Raw genomic sequence first — 13,345 nt, 5'->3', positions numbered from 1 at the left:
ATTACGTTATCACGATTTATTTAAATAATCGATAATATTTAAGTTGTTGAATTGTATGTTAATCTTTATTGTGAATTTTAAAGGAGAGCTTTTTGAAACCTGTAAGTGTTCTATTCGTCTGTATGGGCAACATATGTCGTTCGCCATCTGCAGAAGCTGTATTTAGAGCGAAAGCAAAACAGCAAGGCGTCGATGTGTTAATTGATTCAGCTGGTACTATTGGGTCGCATAAAGGTGAAAAACCAGATCCTCGTTCACAACAGGCTGGAGTTGCACGAGGTTATGACTTTAAAGGCATTAAAGCTCGTAAGGTTTGTGTGGAAGATTTTGAGAAGTTTTCGTTAGTTTTAGCAATGGATAACGATAATTTAAACAATTTATTGGCTCTTGCGCCTGAGGAATACAAGCACAAAGTTAAATTGTTTTTAGAATACGGAAATAAGTTCTCTGAAACAGAAGTACCTGATCCTTATTACGGAGGAAGTAGGGGCTTTGAGTTGGTCTTAGATTTAATTGAAGATGCCAGCGATGGCTTACTTGATGAGTTAAGGCTTTAAATAAAGAGCAATCAGATAGATTGCTCTTATATAGTCATAAATACGTTATTTGCTTTTAACTGCAGAAGCTAAGGTCTCGAGGATTTCATTACTTTGCTCTAAGTCTACACAAGCGTCAGTGATACTTTGGCCGTAGGTTAACTCTTGGCCAGGGATCACTTTCTGATTACCTGCAACTAAAAAGCTTTCAATCATAACGCCAAATACGCCAGTTGAACCTGCCTTAATTTGACTTGCTAGCTCTTGCGCAACATTGATTTGTTTGTTGTGATCTTTTTCACTATTACCGTGGCTACAATCTACCATAACACTTGGCGTGTATTTGGCTTTGCTTAATTGCTCACATGCACTATCAATATCTTGTTTTGAATAATTAGGTAATTTACCACCGCGTAAGATCAAATGCGCAAATGGGTTACCAGATGTTTGGTAGATACACATTTGACCGCTTTTATCTGGAGAGTATAAAACGTGCGGTACGCTTGATGCTTGAATTGCATCGATAGCGATTTTAACGTTACCGTCGGTACCATTTTTAAAGCCAACTGGGCAAGATAATGCCGATGCTAATTCGCGGTGAACTTGTGATTCAGTGGTGCGAGCGCCAATTGCTCCCCAACTAATTAAGTCTGAGATATATTGGCCAGTAACCATATCTAAGAACTCTGTTGCTGCAGGAATGCCCATTTCATTAATTTGCATTAATAAATTGCGGGCTAAGTGTAGGCCTTTTTCAACATTAAAAGACTTATCTAAATCAGGGTCGCTGATCAGTCCTTTCCAACCAACAGTTGTACGTGGTTTTTCAAAATAAACACGCATCACAATTTCTAGAGAATCTTTATATTGCTCTCTAATAACTTTTAGTTTGCGCGCATAATCTAATGCAGCTTCAGGATCATGAATTGAACATGGACCAATAACAACTAACAAGCGTTTATCTTTACCACTAATAATGTTTTCAATAACTTGTCTTGATTGCATTATAAAGTCAGCATTTTTATCCGATAAGGGTATATCTCGGGCAAGTTGTGCTGGCGATATTAAATGATCGATTAGTGAGGTACGAAAGCCATCAGTTTGAATGGTCATGTAAAATATTATCCTAAAAATTAACTACCGCGCTAACATAGCTAAAAACGGTAGTTAATGGAACAAATTTATCGCTATAACTTAGTATTTATAACGCTGTAGACCAGTTTCAGAGAGAATTTTGGCTGAAATCTCTTCAACGGATAGCTTTGTTGTGTTTAAGAAAGGGATTTTCTCTTTTTTATATAGCTTTTCAACTTCTCGAATTTCCATACGGCACTGTCTTGCCGAAGAGTATTTTGAATTGGCCATACGACCATCCCTGATCTCATGTAATCTGTCTGGCGCTATGCTTAAGCCAAATATTTTCTTTTTATGTTTTTTAAGGAAGTCAGGAAGAGCTAATTCATCCATGTCATCATCGGTAAAAGGGTAGTTTGCAGCTTTAACACCATATTGCAAAGCAAGGTATAAAGCGGTAGGGGTTTTACCTGAACGAGAAACACCAACTAAAATTACGTCTGCGTGTTCATAATTCGTTACTTTTGTACCATCATCGTTAGCTAAAGCGAAGTTAACTGCATCAATTCTAAAGTCATAACTGTTCTCATGAATGGAATGAGTTCTGTGGGTTTTAGGCTTGGCTTTAATGCCTAATTCTTGCTCTACAGGTTGTACAAAATGCTCTAAAAAATTATAAATTACGCCTTGACTATTATCTATGGTTTCACGGATTTCTGGATTTACAAAGGTATGAAAAACAAAAGGTTTTTCGCCTGAGCTTTTATGTGCTCTATTGATTTGTTGTACTACCTCATTTGCTTTTTCTATGGTTTCTACAAAAGGGATAGTAACGTGTTCAAATTCTACTTGAAAAAGTGATAAAAGGGCGTGACCAAAAACTTCTGATGTGATGGCTGTTCCATCGGAAATGTAAAAAGCTGTGCGCATTTTGTTCTCTCATGTAAAAACTTTCAATAGGAGTTTTAGTTTATCAATTTGCAGTGTAGAATGTCGATGAATTTCGAGGCTTTAACCTCAACATTACAATTTATTAACTCGCTTGGAGAGTCACGTGCAAGAAAATGTACTTTGGTATCAAGATTTGGGAATGGGTGATGTAGATCGCGTTGGCGGTAAGAACGCATCACTTGGTGAGATGATTAGTAACCTAGAAAATTTAGGTGTACAAGTTCCAGGAGGTTTTGCTACTACCTCTTTTGCCTTTAACGAATTCCTTGAACAATCAGGCTTAAATGATAAAATTTATGCCTTATTAGATACTCTTGATGTGGATAATTTAGCGGCTCTTACAGAGTGCGGCGAAACAATCAGAAATTGGATTGTTGAAACTCCTTTCCTACCTGACATGCAAAAAGATATTGAACAAGCTTACGCTCAACTAGCTGGCGAGTTCACTGAAGATGCTTCATTTGCTGTTCGTTCATCTGCTACTGCTGAAGATATGCCTGATGCATCATTTGCAGGCCAACAAGAAACTTTCCTTAATGTACGTGGTTTTGATTCAGTAATGATTGCAATCAAACATGTATTTGCTTCATTATTTAATGACCGTGCTATTTCGTACCGAGTTCACTCTGGTTACGACCACCGTGGTGTTGCCTTATCTGCTGGTATCCAACGTATGGTGCGTAGTGACATTTCATCTTCTGGTGTTATGTTTACAATTGATACTGAGTCTGGTTTTGAAGACGTAGTATTTATCACTTCAAGCTTTGGTTTAGGTGAAATGGTTGTTCAAGGTGCAGTAAACCCAGATGAGTTTTACGTACATAAACCAACATTAGCTGATAATAAGCCCGCTGTAGTTCGCCGTAACATTGGCTCAAAAGCAATTAAGATGATTTACGCTGACAATCCAGAGCATGGTAAGCAAGTTGAAATCGTTGATGTTGAAGAAGCACAATCAAACACATTCTCAATTACAGATGCCGAAGTTGAAGAACTTTCAAGACAGGCTGTAATTATCGAGCAACACTACAAGCGTCCTATGGATATTGAGTGGGCGAAAGACGGTTTAGACGGTAAGCTTTACATTGTACAAGCACGTCCAGAAACAGTACGCAGCCGTGAAAGCGCAAACGTATTAGAACAATTCCAGTTACAAGATAAATCAAATGTAATTTGTGAAGGTCGTTCAATCGGTCAAAAAATTGGTAAAGGTACAGTAAAAGTACTTAACTCTATTGATGAAATGGATAAGATTTTACCAGGTGACGTTTTAGTTACTGATATGACTGACCCTGATTGGGAGCCTATCATGAAACGCGCTTCTGCGATTGTTACTAATCGTGGTGGCCGTACTTGTCATGCTGCAATCATTGCACGTGAAATGGGTATTCCTGCTGTTGTTGGTTGTGGCGATGCTACCTCTAAAATTGCTGATGGCACCGACGTAACAGTATCTTGTGCAGAAGGTGACACAGGTTACATTTATGAAGGTCAGTTAGACTACAGCGTAACAACCTCTGAAATTGACAACATGCCTGCAATCCCAATGAAGGTCATGATGAACGTTGGTAACCCAGACCGAGCATTCTCTTTCGCGCGTTTACCTCATTCAGGTATTGGTTTAGCTCGTGTTGAATTCGTTATCAATAAAATGATTGGCGTTCACCCTAAAGCATTACTTAACTACGCAAATGAGTCAGCAGATTTACGTGCTGAAATTGACGATATTATTGCTGGTTATGAGTCACCTAAAGAGTTCTACATCGCTAAACTTACTGAAGGTATTTCAACATTAGCTTGTTCATTTGCACCTGAAAAAGTAATCGTTCGTATGTCTGATTTTAAATCAAACGAATACGCAAACTTAGTTGGTGGTGACATTTACGAGCCAGAAGAAGAAAACCCAATGATAGGTTACCGTGGTGCCTCTCGTTATATTTCTGAAAACTTCCGTGAATGTTTCGCTATGGAATGTGAAGCGATTAAACGTGTGCGCAATGATATGGGTATGACCAACGTTGAAATCATGATCCCATTCGTACGTACACTAGAAGAGGCAGAGCAAGTTATTGCTATATTAGCTGAAAACGGTTTAGTTCGTGGTGAAAATGGTTTACGCGTTATTATGATGTGTGAATTACCATCAAATGCATTACTTGCTGACCAATTCTTAGATCACTTCGATGGTTTCTCTATTGGCTCAAACGACTTAACTCAGTTAACTCTTGGCTTAGACCGTGATTCAGGCTTAATCGCGCATTTATTTGATGAGCGTAACCCTGCAATCAAAGCGTTGCTTTCAATGGCTATTAAAGCTTGTAAAGCACGTGGCAAATACGTAGGTATTTGTGGCCAAGGTCCTTCAGATCATAAAGACTTTGCTGCATGGTTAGTTGAACAAGGAATTGACTCTGTTTCACTTAACCCTGATTCAGTTTTAGATACTTGGTTATATTTAGCTGAGCAAAATAAGTAATAAATTATTTATTTTGAACATTGAAAACCGGCATTTTTTGCCGGTTTTTTTGATCTTATTGACAAATAAGTTTGTTAATAGATATTGCACTGCTCTAAATAGCAAAAACTTATCAACTATAAGCAAAATGAATTGTGTTACTAACATTTTTTTAGCATCATAGGTTATTAATCTTAAATTAGTTAGTAATAAGAGTTATATGCTTCCTCGTCTTGATTTTACCGATGTTATTTCGCCTGTTTACCAGCAGTATATTAAAGCCTTAAAAAAGCTAAACTATTCAGGTGACGTTGCTTGTCAATATGGCGACAGGCTTGCTGTTGCCACTGACAACAGTGTTTATCAACAGTTACCGCAAGCTGTTTTACATCCTAAGACAGTTGAAGATATTAAACTCATCACTAGTTTAGCGAGTAAGCCTGAGTTTGCCGAAATCAAATTTAGTGCGCGAGGTGGTGGTACCGGTACCAATGGCCAGTCACTCACACCAGGCATTGTTATTGATTTATCTAAACACATGCGCGAAATTATCGAAATTAACATAGAAGAGAGTTGGGTTCGAGTACAAGCAGGTGTTGTTAAAGACCAACTTAATGAATACTTAAAACCTTTTGGTTATTTCTTTTCTCCCGACCTATCAACAAGTAATCGTGCCACCATCGGCGGTATGATAAATACAGACGCATCCGGTCAAGGCTCGTTAGTTTATGGTAAAACCTCAGATCACGTGTTAGGTTTGCGCTGCGTACTTGCCGATGGAGAGGAGTTTTCCACGCAAGCGGTTGATATCGCGCAAGCACATTTACTCGCAGAGCAAGAAGGTAGTGTAGGGGCGCTATATAAAGCAACTCTGCAATCTTGTCTTGATAATAGGGATAAGATATTAGAGAAGTTTCCTCGCTTAAATCGCTTTCTTACAGGCTATGATTTAGAAAATGTATTTTCATCTGATCTAAAAAACTTTGACTTAGGGCGTGTGATCACAGGCTCTGAAGGCAGTTTAGCAGTCGTTGCTGAAGCAAAGTTAAATATTACGCCAATTCCAAAAGTAAGAGCCTTAGTAAATATTAAATACGACAGTTTCGAATCTGCATTAAGGCATTCTCCAAAGCTTATTGACGCTAAAGCTCTTTCAGTAGAAACCATTGACTCGAGAGTTCTTAATTTAGCAAAACAAGATATCGTTTGGCATTCAGTAAAGGATCTTATTACTGATGTAGATAACAAAACAATGGACGGTCTCAATATTGCCGAATTTACTGGCTTTGAAAAAAGTGAAGTCGAACAAAAGGTTAATGACTTAACCGCTATATTAGATAAGGTAATTGCCAATGATGAAGGCGTCATTGGTTATCAGCTAACCTATGATTTAAGCAGTATAAACAAACTCTACGGTATGCGTAAAAAAGCTGTTGGTTTATTAGGTAATACTAAAGGTAATGCAAAGCCTTTAGCTTTTGCTGAAGATACTGCCGTACCTCCAGAAAATCTTGCAGATTTTATTATGGAGTTTAGAGACCTACTTGATAGCTACAAACTTGATTATGGCATGTTCGGTCATGTGGATGCTGGCGTATTACATGTTCGTCCAGCACTTGATATGTGCGATCCAGAGCAAGAAGTAATCTTAAGACAAATATCTGATAAGGTTGTGGCATTAACGGCTAAATATGGCGGTTTAATGTGGGGTGAGCACGGTAAAGGTTATCGCAGTGAATATAGCCCAACATTTTTTGGTGAAGAACTATTTTTAGAGCTACGAAAAATTAAAACCGCATTCGATCCTTTAAATAAAATGAATCCGGGTAAAATTTGTACGCCAATAGACTCTAGCGAGCAACTAGTTTCGGTTGATGCCAAAAAACGCGGTGCATTTGATCGTCAAATTCCTGTACAAATTAGAGAAGATTTCCCTTCAGTAATGAACTGTAATGGTAATGGTCTTTGTTTTAATTTTGATAGTAAAAGCCCGATGTGTCCATCGAGTAAAATTACTCGAGATCGTCGTCACTCTCCAAAAGGTAGAGCAGGACTTATGCGAGAATGGCTAAGATTATTAACAGATAAAGGTGTCGACTTTACACAGCTTGAAACCACTAGCTCAACTATATCTGCTAAATCCTTAGTACTGAAAACGGTCAACACGGTAAAAACTAAAGTAGGCAGTTACGACTACTCAAATGAAGTAATGGATGCAATGAGCGGCTGTTTAGCTTGTAAAGCTTGTGCGAGTCAGTGTCCTGTTAAAGTTGATGTCCCAGATTTTAGAGCACGATTCATTAATGTTTATTATTCTCGTTACTTACGACCTGTTAAAGATCATTTCGTAGCTCAAGTTGAAAATTTAGCACCGGTAATGGCAAAAATGCCTACTGTGTTTAATTTTGCCATTGATAATCCTTTATTTAAAATGTTTGCCAAACATGGTTTAGGCTATGTTGATACTCCATTATTATCTTCACCGTCACTTAAGCAGCAAATACAAACAGAAAGCTATGTTAAGTTTGATCTAGAAAAGCTTCAGAGTTTATCAACGCAAGAGCGCGAAAATTACGTTTTGATCGTACAAGACCCGTTTACTTCTTATTATGATGCAACCGTAGTTGCAGACATGATGAAACTTGCCGCTAATTTAGGTAAACAACCGGTTTTACTGCCATTTAAGCCAAATGGTAAGGCGCAGCATGTAAAAGGCTTTTTAGCTAAGTTTGCTAAAACGGCCTCTTCAACAGCTGAATTTTTAAATCGAGTAAGTGCATTGAATATACCTATGATAGGCATGGATGCATCATTAGTGCTTTGTTATCGTGATGAATACAAACAAGTGTTAGGTGATAGTCGAGGTGAGTTTAGTGTGCAATTAAGCCATGAATGGCTAATTGATTTAATAACACAAATACCAGCAGGTGAGCCAAAGTACATTCCTATTTATCAACTATTTAGTCATTGTACTGAGAAAACCGCACTACCTTCGAGCGAAAGTCAATGGCAAAAAATATTTGAACATTTTGGTTTGCGTGTGAGCGCTCAAAGTGTTGGTTGTTGTGGTATGGCTGGTACCTTTGGCCATGAAAGCCAAAACCAAGAAGCAAGTACTGGCCTATATCAGCTAAGTTGGCAAAAACCAGTAGATGCAGGGGACAGTGCGTATCAAATGGCGACGGGCTTTTCATGTCGAAGCCAAGTAAAACGTTTAGGCAAGCGCCAACTTAAACACCCAGTTCAAGTGTTATTGCAGCACGTAAAACCGATTTAAAAAAAGCCGCATTCGCGGCTTTTTTTCAAGGTGTCAGAGTTGTTGAACAATCAAGGTGTCTGACACCTTGATGTTAACCTTTGGCTATAATGGCGCGGGCCATTTCATCGGCGACACGACCAGTAGGGTGTTTATCTGCCTCAGCTTTTTCAAATACATTCATTAATGTGCCGTAGATGTTTTGTACTAAACGAGTAGCTTCATCCGAGCAATATTCTTCAGGGTAAATCTCTAGCGCAACATTGATGATGCCTCCGGCATTTATCACGTAATCTGGTGCATATAAAATCCCTGCATCAAATAATGCTTGATCATGATAACCATGTGCTAGTTGGTTGTTTGCACAGCCTGCAATTATAACCGCTTTTAATTGTTTGATGGTTTCATCATTTATACTGGCACCAAGAGCACAAGGAGAGAATACATCTACGTCTTGACTGTAAATTTCATCTAAACCAACAACGGTTGCATTAAGCTCGTTTTTTGCTTTAGTTAATGCTTGTTCATTTATATCTGTGACAACTAATTGTGCACCTGCAGCATGTAGTTGTTCACATAGCGAATAACCAACACTACCTAAACCTTGCACGGCAACTCTAATACCCGTTAAGTCATCTTTACCTAATTTAAATTTAACGGCAGCTTTTATACCTAAAAAGGTACCTAGTGCAGTAAATGGACCCGGGTTACCGCTTTGTCCTTCTAAGCCGGAAACATAGTCTGTTTCTTGATTAACTATGCCCATGTCAGCAGTCGTGATGTTTACGTCTTCAGCTGTATAATAACGGCCATTTAAATTATTTACTGCACGGCCAAAAGCTCTAAATAATTCTTCGGATTTTAACTTTTTAGGATTACCAATTATTACGGCTTTACCACCACCTAGCTTTAAACCAGCCATCGCATTTTTGTAAGTCATTCCTTTAGATAATCTAAGTACATCCTTAAGGGCAAGCTCGTCATTTTCGTAATCCCAGAAACGACAACCACCAGCACTTGGGCCTAGGTTAGTATTGTGAACGGCAATAATAGCCTTTAAGCCAGATTGCTCATCGCTGCAGTAAACAACTTGTTCGTGATTATCAAAATCTACTTGATCAAAAACAGCCACACTGTTCTCCAAATTTAAAATTATAATTATTTAGCTTAGTCAGATTTGCTGCTAAGACTATTTATTTAAATGCTATCTTTTTAATGATAATAGACAGCTATGAAAAAGTGGCAGAACAATATCATTTAAAGCACATGCTGACTAGGTTTAAGATAAATTTGTTTAAAAGTCATTCGTTAAGATATGAATACACTTTCTATGTTGATTAATCGATATTTTAGGCTTGTTATTATGCTTATTTTCAGCGAGTATGCAGTTAAGAAATTTATTAGATGTATTGAGATCCAAATGACACAAGAAAATCAACCAAGAGACGTTAAAGAGTTAACTGAAGAAGAAAGCCAACAGTTAATTAGAAACTTATACTTGAAAGCAACTAAATATTTAGCTGACAAAGGCATAGTAACTAATTCAGTAACGGCAGAAGATAGCCGTTATTTATTACCAATAGTATCGGTATGGAAACTAAATACTTTAGCCGATGGAACTTTGTGGGTGATTAGCGGTGAAGTACCATGTGATCATATCCCTGTTAAAGCCGCAGCAACAGCCCAAGAAGCGTTAAGACATTTCTCTATGAAGTGGCAGCTACAAGCGGAAAATATTATGCAATCTTCCAGAGGTGATGAAACCCAAGTTAAGTTTGCACAATTATTAGTGAAAAGAGCTGAAGGCTTGCATCACTTATGTAACGACGAAAAGTTGTGGAAATAAGTGTTATTAACCTAAGTATTGCTAATGCGATAAGTAAAAGCGTTTAAAGTCGATTTTTTGTAAAGGACATACCATGCGCTGTCGTGGTAGTCCTGCTTCCATAAAAACGGAGCCTTGTGTTCTAAAATTATGCTTTAAAAAGTAATCAACAGCATCTAGCGAGCTGTTGATATATACTTCTTTTAAATTATTTTTACGGGCGATATCGAGTAGGGTGTCGATCACTTGCTTGCCAATAGGCGATTTGCGCTTAGATATTACTACGCAAATTCGCGATAATTCACCTTGGTTGGTTATTCTACCCGTTGCAACAGGTTCTTTTGAGTCTTCATCAACAACAAGCACATGATGCGCTCGTCGATCATTTCGATCAAATTCTACTTCATAAGGAATACGTCTTTCACAGACAAATACTTTTTCTCTGACAGATTTTAGTTGTGACTTAGCTTGTTGCCAGTTCACCACATTTACTCGATACGGCATATCTACGTGACCAATCTTTTTACAAACTCCACTTCATGCATTACAAATAAATGTAAATTAGCGGAATTGATTTACCTATAAACAAACACTGTAAAGTTATGATCACTCAAAACTCCATAGCCCCTTATTTATAACATTAGTTAACAGTTGCTGATTTTTCAAACAATTCAAATGAGTTTTTAGCTCATTAATACTAAGAGTTTGCTTACTCGCGAGCAACTTGGCAAAAAGAATAGATTCATTGGCGACTTCAAATACTTCTCCATTAACAAATAAACGATTGTTTTTATTATCTAATGAGTCAGAGTTATGCTGTGAACTATGTAATATACATTTTAATCCAAGTACCGGATTAAGTTGTTCGCCATCTGATAAAATTTCTTTAATAAAATCTATTGTTAATGGCTCTACAGGTATTAAAAGGTTCAATGTGTGATGAACTGTGGTTAAGTATTTGCCTAAAAAGTCACTAATTACATCGGGATCGGATAAGCTTTTCTTTAAGGTATTGGTTAATAAATCTAAGTCAACTGAGCTTAATTGTTCTGGCGTATCTGTAGCTTGTCTTAAGCTATCATCAATTCGTTCAGCATTTAAATTATTATCTAAATTATAATCGGCAAGGCCTGATAGTAACTCTTGGCTGCTAGGAGCTAAGAAACCAATAGAGTAGTTGATAGAGTTATCAATGGCGATTCCATCGTGTGGATGATTTGGCGGTATATATAATAAATCACCAGGCTCAGTAATTTCATCAATAATACTAGTAAATTCTGAAACTTGCTTTAAATCTTCATGTGGTAGTAATTGTTCTAAACTTGCATCAGGAGCGCCTACGCGCCATCGGCGTTTTCCGCTGCCTTGAATAATAAATACGTCGTATTGATCTAAGTGTGGACCAACGCCGCCACCAGGAGTGGAAAAACTTACCATAACATCATCTATACGCCAGTTTGGAATAAAACGAAATGGCTCAATTAAATCATCTACACCTTTAAACCAGTGATTTACCGCTTGAACTAATAAAGTCCAATCTGATTCACCAAACTCTGAAAAGTCTTCAAATGGACCGTGCTTAACATCCCATGCGGTATTTGATTTGCTAACAATGCGAGATTCAATAAAATCTTCCATAGCCAAGCCTGCCAGTTCATCTGCTTCAATAGGATCTACAAACTGTTTAAATGCACCTTTAATGAGAAGAGGTTGTTTTTGCCAGTAATGTTTTAAGAATTGCTCGTTTGTTAAATCTTTAAAGTGTATTTTCATGGATAACTTAACTATTGTTTGAAATGATATTATTTTAGTAAAAAAAGGCGCTAGTGCGCCTTTTGTTTTGTGATGGTTTGGGTTTTATTGATTAATTAAATTTCATCAATAAATGCAATTGCACGGCCAATGTAGCTAGCTGGTGTCATTGCTTTTAACTCATCTTTGGCATGCTCAGGCATTTCTAGCTTGTCAATGAAGGCACGCATAGAGTCGCCATCAACACGTTTACCACGAGTTAATTCTTTAAGTTTTTCGTATGGTTTTTCGATACCGTAACGACGCATAACCGTTTGTACTGGCTCAGCAAGAACTTCCCAGTTTTTATCTAACTCATCTAATAATGCTTGCTCGTTAACTTGTAACTTACAAATGCCTTTTAAAGTTGACTGGTAAGAAATTAAAGAGTGAGCGAAGCCAACACCTAAATTACGTAATACTGTTGAATCTGTTAGGTCACGCTGCCAGCGAGAAACTGGTAATTTTTTCGCTAAATGAGCAAATAGGGCATTAGCAATACCTAAGTTACCTTCTGAATTTTCAAAATCAATTGGGTTAACTTTGTGAGGCATTGTTGAAGAGCCGATCTCACCAGCAATAGTTTTTTGTTTGAAGTGACCAAGAGCAATGTAACCCCAAATATCACGGTCGAAATCGATTAAGATAGTATTGAAGCGTGCGATTGCATCAAATAATTCAGCAATGTAATCGTGTGGTTCAATTTGAGTTGTGAACGAATTCCAAGTAATACCTAGTGATGTTACGAACGTTTCTGAAAACTCATGCCAGTTTACTTCTGGGTAAGCAGACAGGTGGGCATTATAATTACCAACAGCGCCATTGATTTTACCTAAGAATTCAACATTAGCGATTTGGTCACGCTGACGCTTAAGGCGAATATAAACGTTAGCCATTTCTTTACCCATAGTACTTGGGCTAGCTGGTTGGCCGTGAGTACGACACAACATAGGCATTGCTTTGTATTCAATTGCTAAGTTTTTGATCTCAGCTAAAATTTCGTCTAATACTGGTAATAGCACTAATTCACGACACTCTTTTAACATTAGAGCGTGAGATAAGTTATTAATATCTTCTGAAGTACAAGCAAAGTGGATGAATTCTGACACCGCGTTTAACTCAGCGTTGTCAGCAACTTTTTCTTTTAATAAGTATTCAACTGCTTTAACGTCGTGGTTAGTTGTTGCTTCTATTGTTTTAACACGTAAAGCGTCTTCTTCAGAAAAGTTATCTACAATTGAATCTAAAAATGCATTGGCCTGTTCAGAAAGTGCAGGTACTTCGGCTATTTCTGCAGTTGCAGCTAATTTTTGTAACCAACGTACTTCAACCGTTACGCGGTATTTGATCAAACCAAATTCACTGAAAATAGGGCGAAGAGCAGCGACTTTGCTACCGTAACGACCATCAACTGGTGAAATTGCACTAATACTAGAAAGTTCCATAAGTGTTCCCAA

At 37.7% G+C, this 13,345-nt stretch carries 10 protein-coding genes; 4 read left to right on the top strand and 6 right to left on the bottom strand.

Features of this window, described 5'->3' with window-relative positions; all coding sequences use genetic code 11:
- The first annotated feature begins 92 nt into the window (after positions 1-92).
- Positions 93-557 (top strand): low molecular weight protein-tyrosine-phosphatase, encoded by a 465-nt coding sequence (locus FNN08_RS05260; RefSeq protein WP_260679270.1) that lies wholly within the window; start codon positions 93-95, stop codon positions 555-557.
- A 45-nt stretch (positions 558-602) separates the two neighbouring features.
- On the opposite strand, the gene FNN08_RS05255 is transcribed toward FNN08_RS05260, so the two are convergent.
- A complete protein-coding gene (locus tag FNN08_RS05255; protein WP_143583679.1) occupies positions 603-1,649 on the bottom strand; it encodes a 3-deoxy-7-phosphoheptulonate synthase in 1,047 nt (348 codons plus the stop codon).
- Positions 1,650-1,730: 81 nt separating this feature from the next.
- Positions 1,731-2,540, bottom strand: a complete 810-nt coding sequence (locus FNN08_RS05250; protein ID WP_143583678.1) for a pyruvate, water dikinase regulatory protein — start codon at positions 2,538-2,540, stop codon at positions 1,731-1,733.
- Positions 2,541-2,664: 124 nt separating this feature from the next.
- Between FNN08_RS05250 and ppsA the strand changes: the two genes are divergently transcribed.
- Complete coding sequence (ppsA, locus tag FNN08_RS05245) at positions 2,665-5,037, top strand: phosphoenolpyruvate synthase (RefSeq protein WP_143583677.1); 2,373 nt, start codon at positions 2,665-2,667, stop codon at positions 5,035-5,037.
- Positions 5,038-5,236: 199 nt separating this feature from the next.
- Positions 5,237-8,293 carry an FAD-binding and (Fe-S)-binding domain-containing protein gene (locus FNN08_RS05240; protein WP_143583676.1) on the top strand — a complete coding sequence of 1,019 codons (3,057 nt, stop codon included), beginning with the start codon at positions 5,237-5,239 and terminating at the stop codon, positions 8,291-8,293.
- Positions 8,294-8,366: 73 nt separating this feature from the next.
- On the opposite strand, the gene FNN08_RS05235 is transcribed toward FNN08_RS05240, so the two are convergent.
- A complete protein-coding gene (locus FNN08_RS05235; RefSeq protein WP_143583675.1) occupies positions 8,367-9,404 on the bottom strand; it encodes a Glu/Leu/Phe/Val family dehydrogenase in 1,038 nt (345 codons plus the stop codon).
- A gap of 288 nt (positions 9,405-9,692) precedes the next feature.
- On the opposite strand from FNN08_RS05235, the gene FNN08_RS05230 reads away from it, so the two are divergent.
- Entirely contained in the window at positions 9,693-10,118 is a 426-nt protein-coding gene (locus tag FNN08_RS05230; protein WP_143583674.1) for a DUF4826 family protein, read from the top strand.
- Positions 10,119-10,139: 21 nt separating this feature from the next.
- Here FNN08_RS05230 and FNN08_RS05225 read toward each other — a convergent pair whose 3' ends face one another.
- The 3 genes from FNN08_RS05225 to purB form a co-directional block, all read right to left on the bottom strand.
- Positions 10,140-10,601: a GNAT family N-acetyltransferase gene (locus tag FNN08_RS05225; protein WP_143583673.1), complete on the bottom strand. Its 462-nt coding sequence runs from the start codon at positions 10,599-10,601 to the stop codon at positions 10,140-10,142.
- A gap of 102 nt (positions 10,602-10,703) precedes the next feature.
- A complete protein-coding gene (locus FNN08_RS05220; protein ID WP_143583672.1) occupies positions 10,704-11,870 on the bottom strand; it encodes a cupin domain-containing protein in 1,167 nt (388 codons plus the stop codon).
- 95 nt (positions 11,871-11,965) lie between these two features.
- On the bottom strand, positions 11,966-13,333 hold the full coding sequence (gene purB / locus FNN08_RS05215) for an adenylosuccinate lyase (RefSeq protein WP_143583671.1): 1,368 nt from the start codon (positions 13,331-13,333) through the stop codon (positions 11,966-11,968).
- Positions 13,334-13,345: the final 12 nt, after the last annotated feature.

This window comes from Thalassomonas sp. M1454, from assembly GCF_007097525.1.
Classification (GTDB): domain Bacteria; phylum Pseudomonadota; class Gammaproteobacteria; order Enterobacterales; family Alteromonadaceae; genus Thalassotalea_A.
The sequence above is the reverse complement of the archived record's forward strand: the minus strand, read 5'-3'. Positions and strand labels throughout refer to the sequence as shown.

What these genes read in the sequence shown, in the direction of transcription:
- FNN08_RS05240 (WP_143583676.1), top strand. Translation starts at nt 5,237, where the DNA reads ATGCTTCCTCGTCTTGATTTTACCGATGTTATTTCGCCTGTTTACCAG.
- FNN08_RS05220 (WP_143583672.1), bottom strand. Translation starts at nt 11,870, where the DNA reads ATGAAAATACACTTTAAAGATTTAACAAACGAGCAATTCTTAAAACAT.
- FNN08_RS05225 (WP_143583673.1), bottom strand. Translation starts at nt 10,601, where the DNA reads ATGCCGTATCGAGTAAATGTGGTGAACTGGCAACAAGCTAAGTCACAA.
- FNN08_RS05250 (WP_143583678.1), bottom strand. Translation starts at nt 2,540, where the DNA reads ATGCGCACAGCTTTTTACATTTCCGATGGAACAGCCATCACATCAGAA.
- FNN08_RS05230 (WP_143583674.1), top strand. Translation starts at nt 9,693, where the DNA reads ATGACACAAGAAAATCAACCAAGAGACGTTAAAGAGTTAACTGAAGAA.
- purB (WP_143583671.1), bottom strand. Translation starts at nt 13,333, where the DNA reads ATGGAACTTTCTAGTATTAGTGCAATTTCACCAGTTGATGGTCGTTAC.
- FNN08_RS05255 (WP_143583679.1), bottom strand. Translation starts at nt 1,649, where the DNA reads ATGACCATTCAAACTGATGGCTTTCGTACCTCACTAATCGATCATTTA.